Genomic DNA, 26,187 nt, shown 5'->3' on the forward strand with positions numbered 1-26,187 from the left:
GTATGAAGAAGATTTAAAATCTTGGTAAAGAAATGATATTTAGCTTTTTCTTTTCACAATCTCTTGTGATAATAGTTGATAGATTTGTTTCCAATCATCCTGTTCTCTGATAAAATTTAAATGCTTTTTTATCGTTATTTTGTCATTTCTAACAGCAGGTCCGGTTTGAACCTCTTTTGGAATCTTTGTTTGTACTTTTTTTGCTGTTTCAAGAATAATTGGTCGTACTAAATCAAAGGGTAAATCATGCTTTTGCAAAAGTTCATAGCTGATCTGGAAAAGTGCATTCGTAAAATTATTAGCAAATACCGATGCCACATGAATCGCTAATCTTTGACTTGTGCTACATGCAAAAGATTTAGGCGCTATGGTATGCATGAGTGTTAATAAAGTGTCCTGTGTTTTGGGTGTATTCCCCTCGATACAGAATGGAATGTGGCTGAAGTCCGAATCTTCATTTTTAGAAATAGATTGTGGAGGATAAATGACTCCGTAGTGCTTAAACTGATGTAATATGTCCATCTCAGTTGCTCCAGAGCAGTGCACAACAATGCCTGATACATCTGCTGGGAAATCTATGATCAAGGAACTGATCGCTTGATCTGATATGGCTATCAAATATAAATCTGCATCTCTTTGCACTTCAGAGATCTCGCTTATGCTGTTCGCATGTACAGCAAAGGCCAATGCTTGTGCATTGGCCTTTTGTCGACTGAATATTTGTTTTATTTTGTGACCTTGATGATGAAAGTTTTGTCCAAAATGAGTTGCTACATTTCCACTTCCTAAGATGACAATATCCATTAGCTTTGTTTTTTATCTAATCGTTTTGCTTCACTATTTCTTCTAAATATAGACATGAAGAATCCGATTGACATCACGATTGTTCCACACCAGAAGAAATTAATATATGGGAATTTAATTGCTTTGAAAACAATCCATTTTTTCTCTGGTAATGGTTTTTGATAGACCATAATTTCTAGCTTATCTTTTTTAGGCAAGATATTCGAAAAACGGAAGCGTAATCCTTGTTCGTTCACATCCTTATTAAAATCGTAAGAAGTACCGTCTTTAATTAAGAATATAGGCTCTACATGGTACTCTTTGTTGTCAGAAGCCACCACTTTAATTTTCAGCCCGACGATCACATCTTTATCTCCTTTTGGTATATTCTCTAAGTGTGCGTTTCGATTAACCCCTTCGATAACGAAAAATCCATTTCTATAACGGAGTGTATCGCCCACGTTAGCCTCATAAGTTGCAGGTTCTTCATAATCTTCAAAACCCGTTTTTTGTTCGGCAGGAATATTCGCATTTTTTGCCTGCTGATCCGAAGCCGCAGCTGTGATCAGGGTGTAAATATCATGAGTAAAGTAATGTTTAGTTGCTGGAGTACCAATCAATCCTCCCATTTTTTCATTATTTTGAGCAAATGGCATCAGTACAAATGAACTTTCGACTTTTCCACTTTCTTCATCAATTTTTTCGTATTTTATTTTATAAAATACATTAGGTTGAGCAACACTATCACCGATATAGGTAATACGGTAATCACCCATTTGAACAGGCTCTCCCTCTGTTAAAAACAAGTTATCTCCAGGTTTCTCCACTTTATCAAACCCTGATACCGCGATATAACCGGTGTTATTGATGGAGATGACTTCGTTTGTGGAAGCAGCTACCATAGCTCCAATTAATAACAGTCCAAAGCCAATATGTGCTACAGACGAACCCGCTAATTTCCATTTCCCTTTTATAGCATCGGCTAATACACGGATATTAGCAAGAATACAGAATAAAGAAGAGAAAGTAATCAATATGAAAATGAGGTTTGTATATGTTTTAGTGATATAAGAAACGACAGCAGTCAATACAACCGCAACGATTAAGGAGGCAATAGTAGATGCGAAAAATTTTCTAGGATCTGTTTTTTTATATTTTAAAAACTGAGTAATAGATGTTAAAATCATAATAATAACAGCAAAACCTGATTGCCATTTATTATAATGTTGGATAGGATCTAAAGGAGGAGCCACTTTGGTTCCAAAAATAGCATTAAAGACGGGGATTGATGTGGACGAAATCATTTGAACACAGGCTACAGTCAGTACTAAAGCGCCGATGAACAACCAAAATTCTCTAGAATAGATATCTTCCTCCTTTTGTGTTGTGGGCATATGTTTTTTCCGAACAACCAAGGCTACAACCATAATGACAAAGAATGTGGCATTAAATGCGATCAACTGTCCGTTTAAACCCAGATCTGTAAAGGAGTGAACAGATGTTTCTCCAAGAATACCACTTCTTGTTAGATATGATGCATAGATAACCAGTACAAAACTCACCAATGCTAAAAATGTGGCAGTGAAATAAGAATGACCGGAGTTTTTGTATGCGATCATGACATGGACAGCAGCAATTAATGTAAACCAAGGAATAATAGAAGCATTTTCTACTGGATCCCAAGCCCAAAAACCACCAAAGTTAAGGGCTTCATACGCCCAAAAAGAACCCATAATAATACCTACTCCCAAAATCATAACCGCAAAAAGCGCCCATGGCAATGCAGGTGTGATCCATTCTTTGTAACGTTTGGTCCAAAGTGCTCCAGCTGCGTATGCAAAAGGAACAACCATAGAAGCAAACCCTAGGAATAGGGTAGGAGGGTGGATCACCATCCAATAATTTTGTAATAACGGATTTAAGCCTCGACCATCGGGAATTAAGGAAAGGTAATCAGCTTGACTGAAAATTGGTCCTTCAATAGCCTCTCTTAATAAGATAAAAGGCGAACTACCGAAGTGAAATCCAAAAATTTGAACCCCTACTATCATCGAAGCCAAGAATACTTGACACAGCATGATAAAGGTCATCACTGGACCTTCCCAATCCTTTGCTTTAAACAGTAGGACTGATCCTAATACACTTTGCCAAAACATCCAAAGCAAAAAACTACCTTCTTGACCTTCCCAAAAACTGGAAATGATATAATGCGTTGGAAGTGCTTTCGAACTATGGGCCCAAGCATAATGATATTCAAATAAATGATTGTATATGATGTAAAATAATGTCGACCCAATTGCAAGAATTGAAACGGCATTGATCCAAAAGGAGATCCTAGCGATCTTTAACCAAGATTTGTCCTCTTTATTCGTATTAGTTGTCGCAAAATAATAACTGATGAAAGAAAGTAGTGCTGTTCCAAATGAGAGAATAACGAAAAATTGACCTATTTTTCCAGGCAATAGATTCTCGCCTACGTAGTTTACGTCCATTTATGAGGTGATTATGAAATATTATTTATTAAAAGCTACTGCGTTCGTTTCGATAACTTCAACCTGATCTTGGTTGTATTTTGAAGGGCATTTCATCAAAATTTTTGATGCGTGAAATACATCGCCATCCATTTTTCCTGTTAACACGATCTGTTCTGAACGTTCGATATCTTGTGGTTTTGAACCATTGAATACCACGACGCATTCAGTACTATCGTTGTCATACATGTAAAATGAAAAGTGATTGGCATTTGTTTTTGGATCGTAATGCAACGCTTTTTCTTTATTAAGTACACCTACAACATAGAGCTCTGTCTTTTTCTCTTTCGCTTCAGTAAAAGTTGAATATGTACTTGAATCTGTGTAAATAACAAGAATCATAGCAATAGCAACAGCAATGATGGCGATTAGAACAATGGAACTTTTTTTCATTCGAGTAATTTTTTAATGTTCATGATCATTTATGAACAGTTATTCATGTTTATTGATGAGCTGATTTAAGCTCATGAAGGTTTCATTCTAAAAAATTTAACACCTTATCGACTACAAAATTACAAATAGATTGGCGAAGTAACTAAATTTGCAACTCTGATAGTTTATTTATAACCTTTCTAAATAATTACTTGTTGTCGAAAACATATCTTTAAATGATTCTGCACGAGATACCTAGAATCTTGTTAAATATTTTTAATTTAGTTTATATCTTAATTTTTACAATCAGTTGAATAGCATCAAAATAATTATTCTGTCTTTCATGTATGTATGTTTAGCAATATGTAGTGTCAAGCATTCATGGTCACAAACAAAAAATATACGGCATGAAGTTGTTATTCAAAATGATAATGATGTTTATTTGCTGACTTCTCAGGATCGTTATTATACAAATGGAATTAACATCAACTATCGATTGGGGCTAAGGTCGGATACTTCTCGACTAAAAAATCGGGTACTGGATATAGAATTTGGACAAAAAATGTACAATGGGATTAACTTATATACGACAAAGTCTTTACAGTGGGATCGTCCTTTTGCCGGTTATTTATATTTGTCCGGAGAATTGAATCAGTTTTATAATGATGATCAAGTATTAAGTTTAAAAGTAGAATTAGGTCAAGTTGGCCCACTTGCAAAAGGAAAGGAAGTCCAACAAGTAATTCATCAAGTATTTAAGATGTATGAAGTTTCAGGTTGGGATCAGGAAATATCGAATGCTTTTGGAGTTGATCTTGGTGTGAAATATCAAAAATTAATTTACAGATCGATAAACAATAATTTTGAAATATCTGGTGTGAGCTCCAGTACATTAGGGATGAATCATATCAATGCGCATATAGGGTTGCCTATACGCTGGGGAAGCTTACGCTCATTCAGTCATTCGGTTTTTACAAAGGGGCATGTGCAAAGCAGGAGAAACGATCGCGAATTATTTTTATACTACGTACCTGCTGTTTATTTTAATGGTTATAATGCCACTATTCAAGGTGGGTTGGGGCATCAAGACATCAACAAAGGACAATATCAGATTGAAAAAATCATCTATAGCCATAAAATCGGTTTTATGCTTGCAAACGGTAGATCATCTTTAGGACTATCCTATGTATTTCAATCGCGGGAGGCAAAAGAGATGCTTTATAAAACACATCAATACGGTACTATATTTTATGGATTAAGATTCTAAGGAATCTACGGCTGCCACCTGAAATTTATTGCCCGTAAATTTTGTTACAAGCATGCTCGCTACGGTATCTCCTGTTGCATTTAAGATGGTAGCTAAGGGGTCAACTAACGTTCCGATTATCATAACTGCAGGAACAGCTTCAATAGGTAGGCCAAGAACTGAAATCATAAGCATTTCGCCAATATATCCACCATTTGGAATTCCTCCAGCGACAACGCTTACCAGTACAGTAATACCAAGTGCTGTGATGAGCGTAGTAGGATCAAAGAAATCTTTCCCTATTAGTAGAAAAGCAACATATATTTTAAAAATAGACGATATACTCGAACCTTGTTTATGCAAGGTTGTTCCTAATGGGATGACAACATTTGCGATCGCATCTGGAATTCCAATATTTTTTGCGGCAAGTAAATTCGCGGGCATCGTGGCCAAGCTGCTACATGAACCTAACGCAGTCAATGTGGGTACAATATTGTTTTTCCAGAATGACGTTAGACCGTATTTTCCATTAGAAATAAAAGCAAATACGCTAAAACCCAAAATGAAATAGAGGGTACCAAAAAGGTAGTAAAGACCTAGAGGTTTAGCATAGAAACCAAATAATTGTGGACCTAAGCTACTCACTTGATAGGCAAAATATGCGCCTAAACCTAAGGGTGAAATTTTCATGATTAAAATCAGTAAATTCTTCATTACCTCGTTTCCACCATTTAAGAAGGCGAGAAAAGGTTGTGCAGCGGTACTGGATTTTCGAGTGGCAATGCCAACTAAAAATGAAAATATAACGAGGGCGAGCATATTTTCCCTGGAGAGTAATTTTCCAAATTCTGAAACCGTAATAAAGCGAACCATTTTATCGCTCCAGGTATCATCAGGATTGTTGTCAAGCAGATGAGCCCCATCGGCTACATGTGGAGCCTCCAAAGGAAAAAAATAAAGTACCGCAATAGTTGCGCAAGCGGAAATTAAAACCCCCATTAAAAATACCATACTCATCGTACCAATTATCTTTCCTAACTGGTTTGTACCTTCAATATTGGCTACTGAGGAAGAAATAGCGAAAAATACTAAAGGAATAACCGCTACAAATAGTAAATTAAGAAAAATATCACCTATAGGTTTGATATAAACCACCACTTGGGGTAGATATATCCCTAAAATACTACCTAGAAGAATACCTACAATAAGTAGGATGATATTCCCATAATTTTGGAGGAATAAATTGATTGAATATGTCATTGTGAAGACTAAATTAGTTTTTTTTCTAATATGTTTTATTAAAAATGTTTTAATAGCATATTTCACTTAACATTTTAGATCAATAGCTTAATATATATTCAAATTCTCGATATGAAATTTATATAAATTGAGATGAATATGGATCTTTCCTTATAGGATTGAGCAAATTTTATCCAACCATATTTTTTTGGGGGTATAGTAAGTCTATCTTTCAATTATAATTTAGGCAATCGTCCTAGCCTTTTGTTTGTTAATATCATTAAGGTTAGATAAAGATGAATAACACTAGAATACATGTATCGATTAAGATCTATTTATTTTACTTTTGTTCCATATGCAAGAAATGGAATTTGTAACAACAGGAGATGGTTCAAAGACATTGTTCAATGAACAAATAGGCGAGTGTTATCACTCCAAACATGGTGCAGTTCAGGAAAGTAAACATGTTTTTATTCATACAGGGCTTGATTATTATATACAACAGCATCAGTTAGATAAAGTTGCAATTTTAGAAGTCGGGTTTGGAACAGGTTTAAATTTTACACAAACGCTAGCTTACATTGCTGATAAACAGGTTGAGATAGATTATGTTGGAATAGAGGGATTTCCATTACCTCTAGAAGTGATCCAAGAAATTGGTTATGATGCTTTTGTGTCAGAGGAAGATTGGAAAAATTATATCTCGCATTATAAGGACGCATTAACTGGAACCATGCAGATCAACAAACAAGCGCAGTTACATATCAATCATACTTTATTGATGAATTTTAACTCCAATAAGATTTTTGATATCGTGTACTTTGATGCATTTGCTGCGGTCCATCAACCCGAAATGTGGTCAGATGAAGCATTAGCACATGTCGCTAAATTTATAAAGCCAGGAGGCGTATTTGTTACCTATGCGATCACTGGAAATCTTAAAAGAAGCATGAAGGCTTTAGGATTTACGATTGAAAAAGCTCCTGGTGCACCAGGAAAAAGGGAAATGCTACGGGCAACAAAAATTTAATAGAGAAGAGCGAGCCTATCTGATCTTTTTCTGGTCAAAATGGGGCTATCGTCCTTTCTATCCCATAACGACAAATGATAAAGGCATCATCTTCTTATGATGATGAAGTATTCTTGTAAGAAGAAGGGATTAGCAGTGATTAAAATAGTTAGCGTGCTAATTTTTATGTTCAACATGCTGCAAGACCCTAAGATAGTATGCAAAAGTTGGATCCCTTCTTGGTTCGGAGCGATCCCTTCTTCTCAAGAAGGGATCACATGTTATTCAGAAGTAAGACAATCTTTTCAACAAGTAACCCCTTTTTGAAAAGATTGTCCTGATTATTTGGTTTTATCTTGGATTCTTTACAAGAAGGGATCCCTTCTTGTAAACATTGAGGTGCTTCTTCTCTATATGCAATCCCTTCTTATTAATAAGCAGTCCCTTGTTTGTAAGGTTTAGCTCCTTGTTTATAAGTTTTCGTCGCTTGTTTTCAAGCTATGATCGTTTGTTTTCAGGATATGATCACTTTTTTAGAATAATAAACAAAACTATTAAAGTTGATCCTTTTCTTTTCACTAAGTACAAGGTTATTAAACAAACATAGAACCGTTTTGGTAGGTAGTCTGATCTTTTTTAGAAAGAGGGTGTCCCTTGTTTGAAAGATTGGATCGCTTCTTTAAAAGAAGGAGCTCCTTCTTTTAAAGAAGCGATTACAGAAAGCCAATATATCGAGTAAAATATCTCCTATTATCGTTTAAAGGCGTATTTCCTGTTAACAATCCAATAAAAAATAAAATCTTTATAAATTTGAAATATACTTGTTTCGCTAACCTTTTTAAATTATTACAGCTATATTTCTAATAGTTTTCTAATAATTTGCCTCTCTATTCCAAGCTAAATTTGTCTTAACAAACGAATCATATTAAAGACAAATTATCATGAATAAAAAGCCGCTGTTTGCGTCATTATTATTGACCATTGGTCTTACTGGAGTACAAATAAGTAAGGCACAAACAAATGATTTTGGAAATCCCAAACTTACCCATTATTTAAATAAGGAGCATACTCGTTATGTGAGCTTCAGTGGGTATGCAGAACTGTGGGCACGTTATACTCAATTAAATCCAGGAAGCCTTGTTAATAATGAACCAGTAGGAAGTGTATCCGATTTATCATTGCGCCGTATTCGTGCCAAGATGACGTATAAACCAACTGAAAATTTGTATTTCGTACTGCAAATGGGACCCACAAATGTCAATGTTAATAGTAAAAATAATACCTATATGGATCTTCTAGATGCATATGCAGAGTATAGCTTTAGCCCTAAGCTTGCAGTAGGTGCTGGACGTTCTACTTGGAGAGGACTATCTCGTTTTACAACAGGACCTCAGGCAACTTTACTCTATGATCTTCCCTTATATGCGACTTCAAATACAGGTATTACAGATATGACTGTTCGGGAGATGAGTGCTTATATTAAAGGTCAACTTGGACGTTTTGATTACCGACTGGTGGTGGCGGACCCTTATACGGCAACAAATGCTGATCCGGAATTAAATGTCGCTAAATTTAGTAAAAATGAAGCCCGTAAAGATGTGTCAGGTTACTTTAGATATGCATTTTTTGATAAGGAGAATATTGAAACGCCATTTAATGCGGGTACCTATCTAGGGAAGAAAAAAGTATTAAGTGTAGGTGGAGGTTTTGAATATATGAACCATGCGCTATGGCATTTAGATGCTAATAAAGCAGTACAAAACGACGATATGAAAAGTGTTGCGCTCGATGTTTTCTATGATGCGCCTCTCAATAAAGATAAAGGAACGTCTATCAGTGCATATGCTATGGCTATGCATAATGACTACGGACCCAATTATGTCCGATTTTCTGGAACAAATAATCCAGCTACGGGAGTAGTGGCTGCCAATTCAAGTTTAAATGGAGCTGGGAATGCTTTACCTACCGCAGGAACGGGTAATACATTTTATGCTCAAATAGGAGGTACATTGCCCTATTTTAGCCCCAATAATCATAACCTGCAACTGCAGCCCGCAGTATCCATACAACTTGCCAACTACAATGCTTTAAAAGATAATAGTGCGATATACGATGCTGGAATATCGATGTTATTTCATGGAAATAGTAGCCGCTTGACCTTCGATGCTCAAAATAGACCAATTTATAGTATGAATGCAGCAAAAGAAAGTTTGGTCACCGATCATAAATGGGCCTTTATCCTCAAATATAGAATAGATTTTAATTAATAATAACATGAAAAGAAAAAATTTCATACAAACATTAGGTACTGTAGGCGTCTTGGGCGTAACAAGTTCTAATTTACTAGCAGCAAATCATAAAAAAGTAAAACCCGTGTTTTTTCATTATCTGCTTTTTTGGCTGAAACCTGATCTTTCAGTAACGCAAGTTGAAGAATTTAAACAATTTTTTGAAGGACTCAAAAAATTGCCCTACGTCAAAAATGTACGTTATGGTAGACCTGCCGCTTCAAGTCCACGTACTGTTTTAGATAATAGTTTTACGTACAATGTCTCGATGGAATTTGATAGCCTCGAAGAATTAGAAGCTTACGGAAAATTACCGCAGCATCTTGCTTTGGTAGCGCAGTATAAGCCTTACTTTGACCGTATGATGGTTCACGACAGTGTATATGAAAATTTGTAAAAATAATAATAGATCTTAAAATTAATAAAAAATGAAAATTATCTCAAAAGCAATCATGCTTGTCAGTTTAGCATTTATTGGTCAATCAGTAAAAGCACAAGAAAACCATGGAAACATCACATCGGTAAAAGTGGAAGAAAGTGAAGGTAAAATGCCCGCGATACGCTTGATCAATAATCCTGACGGAACTTGTTCTTTTGAAAAAGGATATATTCCAACATTGAAACATGCCAGTACAACTACTTTTTGGTCTAGCAATAAAACAGAGGATTGGGAAAAAAATGCTCACCCTGCTCCCAGACGTCAATATGTAGTGACACTAAAAGGCAAAATCCGTTTTAAAGTTAGTGATGGTTCCACATTTTTGATTAAACCAGGAGTGATCTTACTCGCAGAAGATTTGAAAGGGAAAGGCCACAGTTGGGAAATGGTTCATACCAAAAGCTGGGAACGTTTATACATACCGCTACAAGAAGGGGCCGATGATTTATTTGTCGCCAGTTATGACTCGAAAAAATAGAGATGCCAATAGGAGAAATACTATTTTTTCAATAGTATAATGATCAAAGTAAAGATAGATTTTGCTGTGCATGCTGTATATAACAGTATGCATAGCAATTTCTTGTTGATTTTATTTTATTTAAAAAGTATCTACATTTGTTTATATGAGGGTATTGGTCGTAGAAGACAATGAACGTGTAAGTTCGGTATTACAAAAAGGATTAAAGAGCCAAGACTATCAAGTTAGTGTTGCCCCTGATGCTGAATCTGCTTTAAAGCAGGTGAAGTTACTTGATTATGATATGCTCATTATCGATATTATGCTTCCTCGCATGAGCGGCATCGAATTGAGCAAGCGCATGAAATCTATTTATCCTAAAATACCGATTATAATGCTGACAGCTCTTGGTCAAATCGATGAAAAGATTGCAGGTTTTGATGCCGGTGCTGACGATTATATGGTAAAACCCTTTGATCTTCGCGAATTATATGTCCGCATTGCAGCTGTTTTAAAAAGAAACAAAGAGTTTGGCGATTGGGAAAATAGTGAAACTTTAGATTATGATTTGCTATCGGTCAATTTGAGGAGTAAAAGTGTGACACGCAATCATATGGACATTAAATTGACCCCTAAAGAATTTGATCTACTTGTATTCTTTATGCGCCATCAGGAAACGTTATTGAGCAGAGATGAGATCGCCAGAAATGTATGGGGAAAAAACTTTGATACTGGGACTAATTATATTGATGTATATATCAATTATCTTAGAAAAAAAGTAGATAAAGATTTTGAAACTAAACTCATCCATACCAAATCAGGACATGGTTTTATCTTATCAAGTAAAGAATGAAAATAGCTTCTCGGACCTCGTTAGTATTTACGTTATTTTCTGCGGCAATACTATTTCTTTTTGCCTATAGTATCTATTTCTTTTCCGAGAAAAATAGGGAGGAAGAATTTATAGACCGGTTGAGGTATAAAATTACTTGGCGTGCAGAATTTATTTTTGATGCCAAAGTGAGTGAAGCGCAATTGCGTCAGATTCATGAACAAAATAAAAAAATGATCAATGAGGCTCAGATAACAGTTTTTGACAATCAATTTCAAAAGCTCTTTGTAGACTTTGGCGAACAAAATTATGATCGAGCTCTATTAGAGAAGATTCGAAATAAAAATTTTATGACTTGGAATCAGGGTGATGAGCTGTTTATGGGGATGCATTATCCTTTTCAAGGCAAACAATACTATCTCATTGGACATGCGTATGACCAGACCGGTTATGCCCATATGCAACGTTTACAGCAACTTCTGATTAGTATTTACATCGTTGCCATTATTTTTATATTTATAGCTTCTTTTTTCTTTGCCCAATATATTCTAAAACCAATCAAACATATTATTAATGAAATTAGGGACGTCTCTGAACATAATCTAAGTAAAAGGGTATATTATCGAGAAGCAAAGGATGAACTCTCTGAATTGATCGATACATTTAATGGGACTTTCAATCGACTGGAGAAATCGTTCAACAACCAAAGACATTTTGTTTCTATTATATCACACGAATTTCGGACTCCTTTGTCCGCTATGATCGCTGAACTGGAACTTGCCAAAGAGTTGAATACTACTTTGGAAGATTATCAGCATTCGATCGATACCGCTTTACTAGATGCTAAAGAAGCAACTGTTTTATCTAATTCCTTGTTGGATTTTGCACGTGCGAACTATGATAGTTCACAAGTTAGTTTTAGTTCCCTGCGATTGGACGAAATTCTAGTTGAATCAAAATTTTTGGTTCAGGATAAAGATAAGGATTACCGTGTCAGCATATCTTTTGATTATGAATTGCTCCATGCTGGTGAAGATCAAGATGAAATTTTGGTAATGGGCAATGCCTATTTACTTAAAGTGGCTTTTGCTAATTTGATCGAGAATGCGTGCAAATATAGTGCTGATAAGCATTGCTTAGTAGAGATCATGTACAATAAAGGGATTGCAACAATACATATTTCTGACAAGGGGAGAGGAATTTCATCTGAGGATTTACCGCATATATTTGAACTTTTTTACCGATCAGCATCTTCTCCAGACCAAAATGGACATGGTATCGGACTTTCAATTGTGCAGCGAATCATTGATATGCACGATGGTCAATTATTTGTTCAATCTGCAATTGGTGAAGGTTCAACCTTTACAGTGCAATTTAATAGAATTGTTTAATACATGGATGAGGCCAATAAGTCTGGTGATCACTGGCTGATCATAATCTTCAAGTAGTGTAGCAGAAACAATATCATCGTATTACATTTATGAGTTAGCATGCATCATATATAATAAAGTGGAAGTAGATCATACTGTAAGATGGATTTTTTCAGTACTAGTATGCTAGATTATAAACAGTATAATGGTTTTTAAAGCAATTTATGTTCATTTAATTTTTTAATTTTATTATATTTAGCAAACGATTTATTTATGAAGACACTAAAAGGACCAGGAATTTTCTTAGCCCAATTTGTTGCTAACGAGGAACCTTATAACACACTTGAAAATATTGGTAAATGGGTTAAATCTCTCGGATTTAAAGGCGTACAGTTACCGACCAATGATCCACAATACTTTGATTTACAAAAAGCCGCTGAAAGTAAAACGTATGCGGATGAAATAAAAGGAAAATTAGGGGAGATAGGTTTAGAAATTACGGAACTTTCTACACATTTGCAGGGCCAGTTAATTGCCGTTCATCCAGCATATGATCAGCTCTTTGACGGATTTGCTCCGGCAGAAGTTCGTAATAATCCAAAAGCTAGAACCGAATGGGCTACACAGCAATTAATATATGCCGCAAAAGCATCTGCAAATCTAGGATTAAATGCGCATGCGACTTTCAGCGGTGCTTTGTTATGGCATATGGTTTATCCTTGGCCACAAAGACCTTCCGGTGTTGTTGAACTTGGTTTTAAAGAGTTGGCGAATCGTTGGGTTCCCATTTTAAATGAATTTGACAAGCATGGAGTAGATCTTTGTTATGAGATACATCCAGGGGAGGATCTGCACGATGGTGTGAGCTACGAGCGCTTTTTAGAAGCTGCAAATAACCATCCACGAGCGTGTTTACTTTACGATCCATCACACTTATTATTACAAGGTATGGATTACTTAAGTTATATTGATCATTACCATGAACGCATCAAAATGTTCCATGTGAAAGATGCGGAATTTAATCCTACAGGTAAGCAGGGGATGTATGGAGGCTACAGTAGCTGGTTGGATCGTGCAGGACGGTTCCGATCGTTGGGAGATGGACAAGTAGACTTCAAAGGGATATTTAGTAAACTTGCCGCTTATGATTTTGATGGCTGGGCAGTGATGGAATGGGAATGTGCATTAAAAAACAGCGTAGATGGTGCAACTGAAGGGGCAGAATTTATAAAGAAACACATCATTAAAGTAACTGAACGCGCGTTTGATGATTTTGCAGCATCGGGAGCAGATGATCATTTTAATAGAGAAATCTTAGGTATCAAATAGGAATGAAAATATATAAGGGAAAAAGAGTTTTCCATTTTATATTGTAATTTTAGAACTTATAAAAAAAGCGGATGCCAGTTTAAAACCAGCATCCGCTTTTTTTATTTATCTCGATCAGAATTAGTGACCTAACAGTATGGAAATTATGTTAATTAGTTTTCACACCATAAAAAGCGATTCCCTCGTTTCTAAAAGTTCCATTTGCCAAAGTTGGTGAATTTTCTGTTGAAAACATATGATCTTTTGCTTGAGAAGAATAATATTGATAAATTGGTGTAGACCCTTGAACATTAGACGGGTAAGCATAAAATGCAATTCCCTCATTTTTAAAATCCCCATTAGATAAAGTAGGTTTATTTTCTCTACTAAATAAATGATCCGAATATTTAGATGCAAAATATTGATATACGGGTACAGTACCAACCTTTTGTTTTGAAAATGCATAAAAGGCAATTCCTTCATTTAAGAAATTTCCATTTGCTAAACTAGGTTTATTTTCTGTACTAAAAAAGTGATTTGTGCGAGCTGAATAGTAATACTGAATTACAGGAACTTCTTCTAATTCTGTAATTTGAGCATCTTTTATATATTTTTCAACTGCCGCTTTAACCTGTGCTTTTTTTATCGGATCCGTAATAAATTCGTAGATAAAAACAGCTCTATCAATATCTATTAAAGCTGCGTTTCCATCATTAATGCTTGATTGCCAGCTTGATGAACTGAAGTTTTCACTTGTGTTACCATCTTTATCAATTGAAAAAGTATGTCCAGAGTTCGTTCCTCCATAGTAGATTCCTTTAGATTCTCTCTGATAAATTTGCTGATTCGTCTTGGTTATCTCTTCCTTCGTTTTTGAACCAGTAATATTAATATTAAACATTTTCAAAACTCCTAATCCCAATCCAGAATTTATTGCCGATAATTTCCTGTCATATTGACTTTCGGTAGTAATGTTTCCATTATAGTTTATTTTTATAATGCCTCCGATACTGATATCTAATAAAATATGTGTGCCATATCTATTGACAAGTTCTGTCGCAGTGTAAGCTGCAACATTGTTTTTAAATTCTTGGGTTAAGGATTGTTTTAACTTATCCATACTAACATCCCCAGTAAAGCGGATCCTTTTCACCCTATGCTTATGCTCAAATGATGCATAAGAATAACGACTTGAATGGGTCGTAATACTTTTATCTTCAGTACTTTTTTTAAAGCTTGCGCTAAAATTGCTTGCGGAATCGTTGTTTATGAATGGTATTTTAATAACTTTACTTCCATCTGCCTTTACTTCGATTGACTTGTTCACACTTAATTCCTTTGAATAATCGGATGCTGTTACTCCATAATAGGCATTATCATATCCTTCCGTTGTAGTATTTTTATCGATCCATTTTTTTTCATCGATTCTAAAAATATTCATGTCAATAATTCCAATATCTGAATGACTTCCTAATTCGGAGATATTGCCCGTAATATCAATGCCGTAACCCAAAAGATCAAAGTCTCGATCACCACCTGATGCTTGATTTTTGGAATTATTGTTCAATAATGAGTCTGTTGAAGTATCAATTTTTGAACAATTTGTTAGAAGTGCTATTGAAAGAACCAATGCGCCAATTAATTTATTTCTTTTCATTATATGTTTTAATATTTAGCGCAAAAGTACGTAATATTATTAAATATATATATATATATTATATTAAAACATTGTATTTTGCAGTAATAATTGGTGTTTGGTTTAAATTTTTAAATCGCTAAAGTGTACTTTTAAATACTTGTATATCAATTTTTTAAATTTTATTTAAAAAGTGAAATGAATATCTACTATTGATTTTTTAGTTTTAATCTATTTTCAGTAAAAAAAACATTTTTATTTAACTGCTTACTCGGGTGTTTCATTTTAAGAATTTCTCTATTAGCAATCTTTTGCGATGGTTTAGCTATTTTGGAATTTCCATAAAGATCTATAATAATACTTTTTAAACAGGCTTCATTTGGGTCTCCTAAAGTAGGATTAGTAGGTAATTCTACTCTAATATTGGGATCCATACCACTATAATAATCCGACCATCCATTGGCATTTTTAATTAAAAAACTACTTAAATAAAAGGAATATTTATCGATGTGAATGGGGAAAAATCCAATTGGCTTTCCGTAAGTTTTTTCTCCTACCAATTTAATATTAAAATAAGGTTTAAATAAACTTATTAACATTTCACTTGCTGATGCAGTTATAGCAGAAGTGATAAAATAAATATTTTTTACACTTTCTAAATTTCCTTTCTTATTAAAGAAATAGGTATTTCCTTTTTCACTATAATCAACATCGGCCATTGTTGCCTTTCTTCCGTTTATAATAACAATATCTCCTTTACTGTCTAAATAAGGCTGATTCTTCAGTATTTTTGTATTTCTGAACTGTAATGTTTGATTAAAGATTTCTGAATACATTACCTTTCCATTAAGCAAACTGGGAGCAATCAAATTGGCTAAATATTCAGCTGTTTCAATATATCCACCATTATTGTATCGCAGGTCCACTACTAGGGTACCTAAATTAGAAGATGCTATTTTTGAAAAAGCTTCATCTAAATCTGATTTGATATTATTCAATTCTGGAAAAGAATGTACAGCTAAATAAGATATATCATTGACTCGAGCAACTACTATTTCATTACCAATATTAGTTCCCTTTGAATAAGCATTTAATTTAGATGCTCGTGTAGTCTTTTCTTCGAAAAAACTATATTTAGGAGAACCATAATTTGTAAATTCATAGGGTACATTTGTTGTTTTATTAACTTTTAGTTGTGTAATATCAAATAATTCCTTTTTAATGGCTTCGTTTTCTGCTGTTATGTTACTATATCGATCTCTAGGTAAAAATGTGCTGTATTCTGGTAACGCTTCATTCCATAGATAAATTTCTTTGGCATATAGATACAAGGAATCAATTGTCAATTCTTTTCGAGCACCTGTTGTCGGAGAAAGATTATTATCATCTAATGAGCTTTTTTTACAGGAAAATAAAAAGAATATTAATAATATTGAATATAAACATCTGAAATTTAAATTATACATGGCGCAAATTTATTTAATATAAATTAGTTTTCTAATAATGTTGGAAATTATTTTGAAAAAAACTAATAGTAGAGTACTTTTTCATTGAAAACAGACGCAGAGTTGGGGCTTAAGGTAATATGAGGTTTTAGTTGATTATATTGAAAAAATTAAATGATTTATATTGTAATTTTAGGTATTAGGCTCTGTATAAATATGAAGTGAGAATTTGTATTATTGTATTTTACTAGATTGGGAGATCAGAGTAGGGGGTGTACAAATAATAGCAATAGCAAAAAAGCGGATGCCAGTTTAAAACCAGCATCCGCTTTTTTTATTTATCTCGATCAGTATTAGTGACCTTGAGTACCGTCTACACCATGAGAGTGACCATGAGATAACTCTTCTTCAGTTGCAGGGCGCACATTTAAAATTTCAATTTCGAAATGTAATGATTTACCAGCCATTGGGTGATTTAAGTCAGCAACAACAACTTCTGGAGTTACTTCTACAACTACAGCACGGAATTGGTTACCTTGGTTATCTTGTAATGGGATAACTTCTCCAACTGGAGGTAAACCCGTTTCTTTAAACATATCTGCTGGTAATTGGGCAACAGCACGTTCGTCTTTTTCACCATATGCATCTTCTGCAGATAATTCAAATGCAGTAGTGTCACCAACATTTAAGCCAGCGATGTTTTCTTCAAATTTAGGAAGCATCATGCCAACACCGTATAAGAAGTCTAAAGGATTTTCTGTTGTTGTTTCTTCTACGAAAACTTTTTCGCCGTTTTCGATTGTGTGAAGTTTGTAAGTTAACGCTACTACGTCATTAGTTACTATTGCCATTTGTTTTGATTTTTGGGATTTTCCCCGTTATTATTCTATTATTTTTATAAGTTCTGCAATCGTATTCTGTGGCAGACTGCATGTTTTATTTCTACAAAGGTAGGCTTTTGATTTTAAACCCTCTCTATTTAATAACAATGGTAGACTGCCTTTTGTTCCACCTAATACGATTTTATTCGGAATGTAATAATGATCTAGCTCTTTACGAAATGCCTGAGCATCCTCTCCAGTTAGCGCAATCTCATTGCAACCATACAATTCTTCTAACAATAATATTGCCCAATTTGAATAAGCAGAGCCATATGTCTTGATTTGTGGAAATACATTTGCAAATAATTGATCTGATAACGCTATATATCCCTCATTATCAAATAGTAGTCCTATTTTTTTTAATTGATGACAGATTGTAGATGTAGATGACGGAATGACATTATCCATGACTTCACTTTTTCGAGCAATTAATTTTTCTGAATTAGAAGCGCTGTAGTAGAAGGTTTTTTCATGATTGTCGTAAAACAGTTCGATTGTTTTATCTAATAATCCTTTTGCTGTATAAAGCCATTTCTCTTCGAATGTAGCTTCATACAATGCTGTAAATGCAGCGATAGTGAAAGCATAATCATCTAAAAATCCGGGAATACTCCGATTAGAATCTTTCGGTTGATGGAGCATTGTGAAATCTTCTGCAATCAATTCATGCATCAAGAATTCCGCATTTTCCAAAGCGAGTTCTAAATAGTCTTGCTTATCAAATACGCGATACGCATCGATTAGACCATTTAGAAGAAGTGCATTCCAAGTGGCGAGCTGTTTATGGTCAAGTCCCGGATGAATACGTTTTTTTCGGTAATCAAATAATTTTTTCTTAATTGTACGCAGATAAGCTTCCCATTCTTCGGAGGTATATCCTGCTTCTTGAGCCATTTGATCTGCATCAATATCACAATTCAGGATATTGATTTTTTCTTCTTCCCAATTTCCCTCAGCTGTAATATTAAAGTAAGCGATAAATAAATCAGCATCATCGCCCAAGATGGTTTTAATTTCCGATAAATCAAAAGTATAAAACTTTCCTTCTACTCCTTCACTATCTGCATCCAAGGCTGAGTAAAAGCCCTTATTTGGAGCTAACATCTCTCGCTTGGCCCATGTAATTGTTTCTTCAACAATACGTTTGTACAAAGGTAAAGGATGTTGTTGATATGCTTCTGCATATAAGGAAATCAGTTGACCATTGTCGTAAAGCATTTTCTCAAAATGAGGGACATGCCATTCACTATCAACCGAGTAACGAGCAAACCCACCACCAATATGGTCATAAATACCTCCTGAGGCTATTTTTTGAAGCGTAAAATGCACATGATTTAAGGTTTCATGATCATGCGCTAAGACGGCATAGCGTAATAAGAATAACCAGTTGTTTGGAAGAGGAAACTTAGGACTACGGTGATAGCCGCCATCTTTTGGATCGAATAGTTCTTTCCAGGGGTTGATGATATCTTTCAAATCATCCAATTTATATTGTTCAGGAATTGGATTTATGGGAAAACGTTCACTTTGTTGAATACCTCTTGTCAATTTGTCAGCATATTCCAGTGTCACCTCAGGTTGTTCTTCCCACATTCGGGCAATTTGAATTAATATATTTTGCCAGTCATGTGCTTTAAAGTAAGTGCCACCGTAAATCGGTCTACCATCAGGTAAACAGATACAGTTTAATGGCCATCCGCCCGCATTAGTCATGAGTTGTACTGCAGTCATGTATACTTGATCAATATCCGGACGTTCTTCCCGATCAATTTTGATCGGTACATAGAACTTGTTCATGGTTTGAGCGATCACTTCATTTTCAAAGCTTTCCCGTTCCATGACATGACACCAGTGGCACGCAGAGTAACCAATACTGATGATGATCAATTTATTTTCTTCTTGAGCTTTTTTTAAAGCTTCCTCTCCCCATGGCATCCAATGAACTGGATTGTGAGCATGTTGCTTCAGGTAGGGAGAATTTTCAAATTGCAATTGATTTGCCATAACCCGAAGGTACAAAAAGGAATTATACTATAGTATTTAAAAGCGTTGCGGAGTTGGAAGTCAAAGTATTAAAATCAAATCCATCATCAAGTACTAAGTGTACGACCTGTGAAGTTGACAACGGAACTGATTCATTGCTGACGTATTCAATAAAGTCGGATAGGCCCGGGTTATGACCAAAGATAAAAAGCGTATTGATATGTGCAGGTACCTGATTGATTAATGTTAATATATCCAAGTACGTTGCTTCATAAAGTTGATCTTCTTTAATCAAAGCAATTTGTGGATATTTAATCGCTTTAATAAATATTTCGGCTGTTTGGTATGCTCTATCTGCTGAAGAAGAAATACAAAGCGTAGTTGCATCAGCTTGCATGTGTAAGGACAATTGATAGGAAATGCGTTGTGCTCTTTCAATGCCTTTGTCTATTAATATACGGTCGAAATCCCTTTTGGAAAATGACTGTTCAGCCTTTGCATGACGGACGATATAAAGATTTTTAGACATAATATGATGTTATCTATATAAATATACTAAATCCACTTATATTTTGTTTCAGACTGCGTGAAATTTAATATTAAAAATATATTTTTGGGCATTGAAAAATCATCAATAATTTTATGTTTTATAAACGAATATTATTTTTGAATTTCACCTTACAATTTTGGTTTTTAAATATATGTATAAAAGTATATTAGCAGTTTTATGTCTGTTAAATTTGTTGTTTTCCTGTACTCGTGTCGATGAAAATTTTTACGCACAAGATCCTGATCAATTGGATTTAATAGCTAAACCTTTAGATTCTGTATTATTTGATGATGAAAAGGGAATTGTTAATATAAATATCATGGCAAATGCCAATTTCTTTGGTCTTAATTATAGTAAATTTCTGATAGATATCGCTAAAGAAAATCATAGTTACTGTCATCCAGATGTGTTGTATTTTCCTCAAGGATTTAATGGCTACAAATATTGGATGGTATTTACCCCTTATTTTGGAGCGGTTGGTACACATCAGAATTCGAAGCGATTTGAAAATCCCACTGTTGTTGTCTCAAATGATGGTATAAATTGGGTAAGCCCAGTTGGTTTGAATAATCCAATTATGGCAACTCCTTTCCCACAGGAAAGCATAAGAGAGAATAACCGTGATCCCAAGCAGGGGTTTTGGTCAGATGTTGATTGGGTATATGTAAATCATAAATTTTATCTATACTACAGAGCTAGTTTCATTTCGGCATTATCATTAAAGAAAAAAGTTGAAAAAAATAGTGAAAATCTAAAAAAGTTAGAAGTGGACGCTCAAAGGACGATTGTACAGCAAACTTCATCAGATGGCGTTAACTGGTCTCCAATAAGCATTGCCTTTACTAGTAATCCACCTTATGCTCCTCGTAATAATCATGTTTTATCTCCATCTTTTATTCATGATGGAAATAAATTCACAAGCTATGAAATAGAATTAAATTTTGGTAAGAGAAACTTTAAAGGAAATGATCCATCTTATGTAATCAGAAGAAATTCCAGTGATGGTATTAATTTTGAGCACTTTAAGGACAGTAAGATTGTGAATTTTTTGAATAAACCTTGGTTAAAATTAAATCCGGCTTACTCACCTTGGCATATTCAAGCAACATATGTTGATGGATATTATTTTTTATGTATTGCAATTGGCGATGTTAAAAAATATACTTCAGAAGCGCTGTATATTGCCTATTCTAAAGATGGGTTAAATTATCAGGTTTTCCCAAAAGCTATTATTGAGAACAACGCCTACAGATCTTCAATCTTTCCCATGAGGACTGATGATAAGATGATTCAAATGGGAGCAATGATCGCCAACAAATCGGGAGAATTTAGGTATAAAGAATTTACACTTAGTAAAGAAAAGATTGATAATTGTTGGAAGTAGCATGTTTTTTTGAGTCGAGGTACCTATTTTGCTACCTTTGCTATCCACTAGCTATTTAGTGCTAAAATGTTTGTATGCAGTCAGACCAAATATTGATATCAGTAATAATTCCAATTTATAATCAAGAATTATATTTGGAGGATGCTATACAAAGTGTCTTAAGTCAGGATCATGGATTTGTGGAATTAATCTTAGTGAATGATGGGAGTACAGATAAGTCATCAGAAATTTGTTATAAATATATAGAGCAGTACAATCATATACGTTATTATGAACAAACCAATAGGGGGGTATCGGCTGCGAGAAATAGGGGGCTTGAAGAAGTTTTAGGTTCATATGTTTTTTTTTAGATGCAGATGATACTATTGATGTAAGTTTTTTAAGAGAAGCACTGGAAGTCGCTGTTTCTAATCAAAGTGATATTACAGTTGTTGGATCCTATTATTGGTTTCGTTCAAAACATATTATGGCTTTGCCTACATGTGCGATGTTTTTAAAAACAGATTTTCTTAAAAAATATTCTGAAATTAGATTTCCTGTGGGTATTCAGCCTTGTGAAGATGGATTATTTTCCCATCAATTGTTAGCATTAACTTCTCAAGTTAGTTTGTATCCTGATGGGGTATATCATTATAGGCAACATGATAATCAAAATCATATTGTAATTAATCAAAGTACAGATAAGGTACTATCACAAATTCCAGAATGGTTAAATATATTGCATAATTTTTACACAAAACATGATCTTTATCGATCACATGCTTTGCATTTAGCACTTTTTATTGAGCACGAACCCTTTGAATTTCGTTATTTAGGGATGTCATTTGATAAGGATCAAAAAAGCCAATTATATAAAATAATTAGAACTTTTATTCATGAAAATGTGCTTCCCTTCTTAAACAAGATAGAAAAAAGAGAATTTAGTAATGCTTTTAATCATTTTATAGAATTGAATAATGTGGATGATTTCGATCACTATTTTATAAAATATAAAGTGAGAAAACGTCGGATGAAAACAGTAAAGTTGTTTTTTCTTAAATTTCTTCCCTTTTCTAAGATGAGGAGAAAATTACGTAAACAAATCATTGAAATGTATCATAAAATATGAAAATATTATTTGTACAACATCTTCATTTTATCAATGGAAGTGGAGGAACAGAGAAAATCTGTTCTTTTCTAGCGAATAATTTTGTCAAACAAGGTCATCAAGTTGAAATTGCTACTAATGAAAATATTTCAGGATCAGCGATTTTTCCATTAGATGATCTGATTCAGGTGACAAATATTTATAAGCCTGATATTGTACAGAAAGAACAAATCCCTACTTTTAATTATCGAGGTAGAAATCCATTTTTGTGGATTTTTTGTAAAATGAAAAAGAAGTTTGCAAAAATGTATAATGCTATTCTAAAATGGAGAATGAATGGTGAAGAAGGGATATTTATTTTTAATCTAAAAAATCGGTCAAAAAAATGGGAAGAGTACATTAATGAATTGCATCCAGATATAATTATAACTATGTCTATAAGTTCATTATTGGAAATTACATATAATACTAAAATAAGAATCCCAATTTTAAACTCTGTAAATGGAAGACCAGATTATGATTATACTAATTTTTTTGGAGGAAGAAAGCCATTTGAAGTCAATTTATTAAAAGAATCTTTCCAAAAACTCGCAGGTGTTCAATTATTGTTTGATAGTTATCGATCCTATTTACCCGATTGTTTTAACGGAAAAACTGTCATTATCCCTAATCCTGTCATTCAGACCCTATATACTGTTAATCATTTTCAAATTAAGGATCGGTATAAAATAATTCATGTTGCGAGATTAGATATAGGATGTAAGCAACAGCATCTAGCAATTAGGAGTTTTGCACAGTTAGCATCTAAATATGTAAATTGGGACTTTGAATTATGGGGAGAAGGACCCGATCGACAATTTTTAGAAAAACAAATTTTAGACCTCAACATGCAAAAACGGATTTTTTTAATGGGATTTACAGATAATCCAATTCAAAAATTGAGTGAAGCAGATGTATTTGTTTTTCCAAGTAAATATGAAGGCTTTGGCTTAGCTTTAGTTGAAGCAATGTCAGTAGGTCTGCCTTGTATTGGTTTAAAGAGTTGTTCAGGTGTTAACGAACTCATTAAGCATGAAAATACAGGTTTTTTAGCAGAAAATGTTGAGGAATTGCTGTTGTTTATGGATAAATTGATGGAGAATACAATCCTTCGCAATTATCTAGGAAGGAATGCCAAGAATTTTGTAGAAGTTTTTAATGAATCAAAAATTTTGAAAGATTGGAATAAATTCATTAAGGAAATGCGTAAATTATCTATCCACAATTGAAAAGTTTTTTTATGTCTAAAAAGAAGATCTTATATTATATGCCCGATAATCCCTTGAATGGAAAGGGGGGAAATTTAACCAGGTGTAATCAGATGTTAGCCTATTTCGAAAAAAATAGTAATACTCTGGATGTAACATTTGTATCCTCAATGGATTGGGACGATGAAAGTAAACGGGCATTTACTGTTAGATATCCTAATTTAAATTTAAAGATTTTTCATTTTAAAATGTCTAAATCTAATTTATTTCGATATCTGATTAAGGACAAGATTCCGAAGCAATTAAATAAAGCTTTTATCAGGAACGCATCAGATTTTACAACTCCATATTTTAGAAGTAAGTTTAAACAAGATATTTATGATAATGATTATGATATCGTAATTATAAGTTATTCTATTTGGGGAAATGTTATTAATAATATTAAAGGACCTTATTTTATTCTAGATACGCATGATTTTATGACATTGCAATATAAAATCAATTATGAAGATAGTAGAGATTTTGATATTGGAAAGCTTTTCAAAAACGAAATGAATGTTTTAAAAAAATATGATGAAGTATGGACCTATTCCATTGAAGAACAGTATATTTTTGAACAATTTACAGGTCGTAAAGTAACGCTTATGCCAGTATCATTTCCATTAGTACATTTGAATGATCATAGAATTGTAAAATATGATATTCTATATGTGGCTAGTGATAATCCGCACAACGTTAAAAGTATAAAATGGTTTTTAAATTATGTTTTTCCTCTGCTAAATGATATTAATATTTATGTTGTTGGAAAGATATGCGATTTTATCGATGATATGCCAAATATTATTAAATTAGGAATGGTAGATGATTTAGATAGTGTCTATAAAAGGACTAAAATTTGTATATGTCCGATGGTTACAGGTACAGGGGTGAAAATAAAAGTTCTAGAATCATTATCTTATGGATTACCTGTTGTAACAACTAGAAGAGGGGTGGATGGATTGGTTAATAAATCTCAAAACGGTTGTATTGTTAGTGATGAGCCATTAATTTTCGCTGATAATATTAAAAAACTACTTAATGATCCAAATTTGTACTCAAAAATTCATAATGAAGCGTTAGCATATTTTGAACAAAATCATCATGAAACAAAAGAGGAGGAGATTCTCAATCAAATTTTTATTCCAAATTAAACTTATACTATTTTAATGGAATTTTATAATAATAAAATTGACCTGTATGATTGATAATCAATTGGTAAGTGTTGTAATACCGTGTTGTAATAATGAAAGTACTATTATAGATACTATTCAATCAATTCAAAAGCAATCGTATACTGAAATAGAAATTATTATCATAGATGATGGGTCAATTGATAATACATATCAGATAGTTTCATCTTACGTTAGTCAGCATTCAGGAATTGTTTTCAAAAAACAACTAAATCAAGGCCAATCTGTTGCTCGAAATATAGGGTTAGAAATAGCTAAAGGAGAGTTTGTTGTTTTTGTGGATGCTGATGACTTATTGGCTCACAATTATTTAGAAGAGTGTTTGACAATATTTTCTAAACAACCTGAATTGCTAATGGTTTATTCCAATATGTATGTATTTGAGCGAGAAAATAGTGTTTTTAAATTAGATGATTTTAATATTTTGAAGTTCTTGTTAAAAAATTGTATACCTATTTATGCAATGATGAGGACAAAGAAGTTAAAAGAATTAGGAGGTTTTGATTCGCAGCTTAGGAATCATGAAGATTGGGAGTGTTGGATTAGAATGATAAAAACTTATGGTCCGTTTATTGTCAAAATAAACGAACCTTTATACTATTACAGAAAAAGATTGAGTAGAGATTCTATTACTGATATCAGCTTAAATAAATTAGCTGAAGAAAATTCTTTTTTTTATATCTATAAAAAACATTATGAATTTTATGCGCATCATAATATAACTATAATGAATCTTTTTGATAATCTCTATCAAGGAGAAAAGTTTAGAAAAAAATATTATAATGTGTGGTATCGTAAACTTTTATACAAATTATTTAACCCCAAAAAGTATAATGAAATTTACGGAAATATTAATAACTAAAATTTTAGA

Annotated in this window: 23 protein-coding genes; 14 read left to right on the forward strand and 9 right to left on the reverse strand. The window is 33.5% G+C overall.

The features are described from left to right. Positions 1–39: 39 nt before the first annotated feature. Genes MUB18_RS08560 through MUB18_RS08570 form a run of 3 tightly spaced genes read right to left on the reverse strand, consistent with a single transcriptional unit; the run spans position 40 to position 3,707 of the window. Positions 40–804: a Rossmann-like and DUF2520 domain-containing protein gene (locus tag MUB18_RS08560; RefSeq protein ID WP_248755645.1), complete on the reverse strand. Its 765-nt coding sequence runs from the start codon at positions 802–804 to the stop codon at positions 40–42. Next, complete coding sequence (locus MUB18_RS08565) at positions 804–3,275, reverse strand: heme lyase CcmF/NrfE family subunit (protein ID WP_248755646.1); 2,472 nt, start codon at positions 3,273–3,275, stop codon at positions 804–806. Before MUB18_RS08565 ends, MUB18_RS08560 begins: the two co-directional genes overlap by 1 nt. Before the next feature lie 21 nt (positions 3,276–3,296). After that, on the reverse strand, positions 3,297–3,707 hold the full coding sequence (locus MUB18_RS08570; protein WP_045753311.1) for a cytochrome c maturation protein CcmE: 411 nt from the start codon (positions 3,705–3,707) through the stop codon (positions 3,297–3,299). A gap of 322 nt (positions 3,708–4,029) precedes the next feature. Between MUB18_RS08570 and MUB18_RS08575 the strand changes: the two genes are divergently transcribed. Next, positions 4,030–4,953, forward strand: a complete 924-nt coding sequence (locus MUB18_RS08575; RefSeq protein WP_248755647.1) for a lipid A deacylase LpxR family protein — start codon at positions 4,030–4,032, stop codon at positions 4,951–4,953. Here the strand turns inward: MUB18_RS08575 and MUB18_RS08580 are convergent. Beyond that, a complete protein-coding gene (locus MUB18_RS08580) occupies positions 4,942–6,192 on the reverse strand; it encodes a dicarboxylate/amino acid:cation symporter (RefSeq protein ID WP_248755648.1) in 1,251 nt (416 codons plus the stop codon). The two genes, MUB18_RS08575 and MUB18_RS08580, sit on opposite strands and share 12 nt — an antisense overlap. Before the next feature lie 343 nt (positions 6,193–6,535). Here MUB18_RS08580 and mnmD point away from each other — a divergent pair, with 343 nt between their 5' ends. From mnmD to MUB18_RS08615, 7 genes are all read left to right on the forward strand, one after another. Beyond that, entirely contained in the window at positions 6,536–7,201 is a 666-nt protein-coding gene (gene mnmD, locus MUB18_RS08585; RefSeq protein WP_094773332.1) for a tRNA (5-methylaminomethyl-2-thiouridine)(34)-methyltransferase MnmD, read from the forward strand. 920 nt (positions 7,202–8,121) lie between these two features. Further along, a complete protein-coding gene (locus tag MUB18_RS08590) occupies positions 8,122–9,447 on the forward strand; it encodes a hypothetical protein (protein ID WP_248755649.1) in 1,326 nt (441 codons plus the stop codon). A 7-nt stretch (positions 9,448–9,454) separates the two neighbouring features. Then, positions 9,455–9,865 (forward strand): Dabb family protein, encoded by a 411-nt coding sequence (locus tag MUB18_RS08595; protein WP_094773293.1) that lies wholly within the window; start codon positions 9,455–9,457, stop codon positions 9,863–9,865. Between the two features lie 31 nt (positions 9,866–9,896). Beyond that, the gene (locus MUB18_RS08600; protein WP_045753768.1) at positions 9,897–10,385 is read left to right on the forward strand and encodes a hypothetical protein; all 489 of its coding nucleotides are present in this window, start codon (positions 9,897–9,899) and stop codon (positions 10,383–10,385) included. A 145-nt stretch (positions 10,386–10,530) separates the two neighbouring features. After that, the gene (locus MUB18_RS08605) at positions 10,531–11,217 is read left to right on the forward strand and encodes a response regulator transcription factor (protein ID WP_248755650.1); all 687 of its coding nucleotides are present in this window, start codon (positions 10,531–10,533) and stop codon (positions 11,215–11,217) included. Beyond that, complete coding sequence (locus MUB18_RS08610) at positions 11,214–12,587, forward strand: sensor histidine kinase (protein ID WP_248755651.1); 1,374 nt, start codon at positions 11,214–11,216, stop codon at positions 12,585–12,587. The genes MUB18_RS08605 and MUB18_RS08610 overlap by 4 nt, the downstream gene beginning before the upstream one ends. A 252-nt stretch (positions 12,588–12,839) precedes the next feature. After that, on the forward strand, positions 12,840–13,895 hold the full coding sequence (locus MUB18_RS08615; RefSeq protein ID WP_045753771.1) for a sugar phosphate isomerase/epimerase family protein: 1,056 nt from the start codon (positions 12,840–12,842) through the stop codon (positions 13,893–13,895). A 148-nt stretch (positions 13,896–14,043) separates the two neighbouring features. Here the strand turns inward: MUB18_RS08615 and MUB18_RS08620 are convergent, their stop codons facing one another. The 5 genes from MUB18_RS08620 to MUB18_RS08640 form a co-directional block, all read right to left on the reverse strand. Further along, the gene (locus tag MUB18_RS08620; protein ID WP_248755652.1) at positions 14,044–15,531 is read right to left on the reverse strand and encodes an MAC/perforin domain-containing protein; all 1,488 of its coding nucleotides are present in this window, start codon (positions 15,529–15,531) and stop codon (positions 14,044–14,046) included. A 188-nt stretch (positions 15,532–15,719) separates the two neighbouring features. Beyond that, positions 15,720–16,976, reverse strand: a complete 1,257-nt coding sequence (locus MUB18_RS08625; protein ID WP_248755653.1) for a S41 family peptidase — start codon at positions 16,974–16,976, stop codon at positions 15,720–15,722. A 332-nt stretch (positions 16,977–17,308) separates the two neighbouring features. Then, positions 17,309–17,806, reverse strand: a complete 498-nt coding sequence (locus MUB18_RS08630; protein ID WP_021190473.1) for a peptidylprolyl isomerase — start codon at positions 17,804–17,806, stop codon at positions 17,309–17,311. A gap of 30 nt (positions 17,807–17,836) precedes the next feature. Then, positions 17,837–19,840 (reverse strand): thioredoxin domain-containing protein, encoded by a 2,004-nt coding sequence (locus MUB18_RS08635; RefSeq protein WP_248755654.1) that lies wholly within the window; start codon positions 19,838–19,840, stop codon positions 17,837–17,839. Positions 19,841–19,862: 22 nt separating this feature from the next. Beyond that, positions 19,863–20,348 carry a SixA phosphatase family protein gene (locus MUB18_RS08640; protein WP_248755655.1) on the reverse strand — a complete coding sequence of 162 codons (486 nt, stop codon included), beginning with the start codon at positions 20,346–20,348 and terminating at the stop codon, positions 19,863–19,865. A 172-nt stretch (positions 20,349–20,520) separates the two neighbouring features. Here MUB18_RS08640 and MUB18_RS08645 point away from each other — a divergent pair, with 172 nt between their 5' ends. The 6 genes from MUB18_RS08645 (at position 20,521) to MUB18_RS08670 (ending at position 26,178) form a co-directional block, all read left to right on the forward strand. After that, entirely contained in the window at positions 20,521–21,753 is a 1,233-nt protein-coding gene (locus tag MUB18_RS08645) for a hypothetical protein (protein WP_248755656.1), read from the forward strand. Between the two features lie 74 nt (positions 21,754–21,827). Next, positions 21,828–22,103 carry a glycosyltransferase family 2 protein gene (locus MUB18_RS08650; RefSeq protein ID WP_248755657.1) on the forward strand — a complete coding sequence of 92 codons (276 nt, stop codon included), beginning with the start codon at positions 21,828–21,830 and terminating at the stop codon, positions 22,101–22,103. Positions 22,104–22,219: 116 nt separating this feature from the next. Then, positions 22,220–22,861 carry a hypothetical protein gene (locus tag MUB18_RS08655; RefSeq protein ID WP_248755658.1) on the forward strand — a complete coding sequence of 214 codons (642 nt, stop codon included), beginning with the start codon at positions 22,220–22,222 and terminating at the stop codon, positions 22,859–22,861. Beyond that, positions 22,858–24,108 carry a glycosyltransferase gene (locus tag MUB18_RS08660; protein ID WP_248755659.1) on the forward strand — a complete coding sequence of 417 codons (1,251 nt, stop codon included), beginning with the start codon at positions 22,858–22,860 and terminating at the stop codon, positions 24,106–24,108. The genes MUB18_RS08655 and MUB18_RS08660 overlap by 4 nt, the downstream gene beginning before the upstream one ends. A gap of 11 nt (positions 24,109–24,119) precedes the next feature. Then, entirely contained in the window at positions 24,120–25,277 is a 1,158-nt protein-coding gene (locus tag MUB18_RS08665) for a glycosyltransferase (protein WP_248755660.1), read from the forward strand. 46 nt (positions 25,278–25,323) lie between these two features. Further along, positions 25,324–26,178 (forward strand): glycosyltransferase, encoded by an 855-nt coding sequence (locus MUB18_RS08670; RefSeq protein WP_248755661.1) that lies wholly within the window; start codon positions 25,324–25,326, stop codon positions 26,176–26,178. Positions 26,179–26,187: the final 9 nt, after the last annotated feature.

The organism is Sphingobacterium sp. PCS056, assembly GCF_023273895.1.
Classification (GTDB): Bacteria; Bacteroidota; Bacteroidia; order Sphingobacteriales; family Sphingobacteriaceae; genus Sphingobacterium.

Excerpts from the sequence above, each read along its gene's own strand:
- MUB18_RS08560 (WP_248755645.1), bottom strand. The coding sequence starts at position 804 with ATGGATATTGTCATCTTAGGAAGTGGAAATGTAGCAACTCATTTTGGA.
- MUB18_RS08565 (WP_248755646.1), bottom strand. The coding sequence starts at position 3,275 with ATGGACGTAAACTACGTAGGCGAGAATCTATTGCCTGGAAAAATAGGT.
- MUB18_RS08570 (WP_045753311.1), bottom strand. The coding sequence starts at position 3,707 with ATGAAAAAAAGTTCCATTGTTCTAATCGCCATCATTGCTGTTGCTATT.
- MUB18_RS08575 (WP_248755647.1), top strand. The coding sequence starts at position 4,030 with ATGTATGTATGTTTAGCAATATGTAGTGTCAAGCATTCATGGTCACAA.
- MUB18_RS08580 (WP_248755648.1), bottom strand. The coding sequence starts at position 6,192 with ATGACATATTCAATCAATTTATTCCTCCAAAATTATGGGAATATCATC.
- mnmD (WP_094773332.1), top strand. The coding sequence starts at position 6,536 with ATGGAATTTGTAACAACAGGAGATGGTTCAAAGACATTGTTCAATGAA.
- MUB18_RS08590 (WP_248755649.1), top strand. The coding sequence starts at position 8,122 with ATGAATAAAAAGCCGCTGTTTGCGTCATTATTATTGACCATTGGTCTT.
- MUB18_RS08595 (WP_094773293.1), top strand. The coding sequence starts at position 9,455 with ATGAAAAGAAAAAATTTCATACAAACATTAGGTACTGTAGGCGTCTTG.
- MUB18_RS08600 (WP_045753768.1), top strand. The coding sequence starts at position 9,897 with ATGAAAATTATCTCAAAAGCAATCATGCTTGTCAGTTTAGCATTTATT.
- MUB18_RS08605 (WP_248755650.1), top strand. The coding sequence starts at position 10,531 with ATGAGGGTATTGGTCGTAGAAGACAATGAACGTGTAAGTTCGGTATTA.
- MUB18_RS08610 (WP_248755651.1), top strand. The coding sequence starts at position 11,214 with ATGAAAATAGCTTCTCGGACCTCGTTAGTATTTACGTTATTTTCTGCG.
- MUB18_RS08615 (WP_045753771.1), top strand. The coding sequence starts at position 12,840 with ATGAAGACACTAAAAGGACCAGGAATTTTCTTAGCCCAATTTGTTGCT.
- MUB18_RS08620 (WP_248755652.1), bottom strand. The coding sequence starts at position 15,531 with ATGAAAAGAAATAAATTAATTGGCGCATTGGTTCTTTCAATAGCACTT.
- MUB18_RS08625 (WP_248755653.1), bottom strand. The coding sequence starts at position 16,976 with ATGTATAATTTAAATTTCAGATGTTTATATTCAATATTATTAATATTC.
- MUB18_RS08630 (WP_021190473.1), bottom strand. The coding sequence starts at position 17,806 with ATGGCAATAGTAACTAATGACGTAGTAGCGTTAACTTACAAACTTCAC.
- MUB18_RS08635 (WP_248755654.1), bottom strand. The coding sequence starts at position 19,840 with ATGGCAAATCAATTGCAATTTGAAAATTCTCCCTACCTGAAGCAACAT.
- MUB18_RS08640 (WP_248755655.1), bottom strand. The coding sequence starts at position 20,348 with ATGTCTAAAAATCTTTATATCGTCCGTCATGCAAAGGCTGAACAGTCA.
- MUB18_RS08645 (WP_248755656.1), top strand. The coding sequence starts at position 20,521 with ATGTATAAAAGTATATTAGCAGTTTTATGTCTGTTAAATTTGTTGTTT.
- MUB18_RS08650 (WP_248755657.1), top strand. The coding sequence starts at position 21,828 with ATGCAGTCAGACCAAATATTGATATCAGTAATAATTCCAATTTATAAT.
- MUB18_RS08655 (WP_248755658.1), top strand. The coding sequence starts at position 22,220 with ATGGCTTTGCCTACATGTGCGATGTTTTTAAAAACAGATTTTCTTAAA.
- MUB18_RS08660 (WP_248755659.1), top strand. The coding sequence starts at position 22,858 with ATGAAAATATTATTTGTACAACATCTTCATTTTATCAATGGAAGTGGA.
- MUB18_RS08665 (WP_248755660.1), top strand. The coding sequence starts at position 24,120 with ATGTCTAAAAAGAAGATCTTATATTATATGCCCGATAATCCCTTGAAT.
- MUB18_RS08670 (WP_248755661.1), top strand. The coding sequence starts at position 25,324 with ATGATTGATAATCAATTGGTAAGTGTTGTAATACCGTGTTGTAATAAT.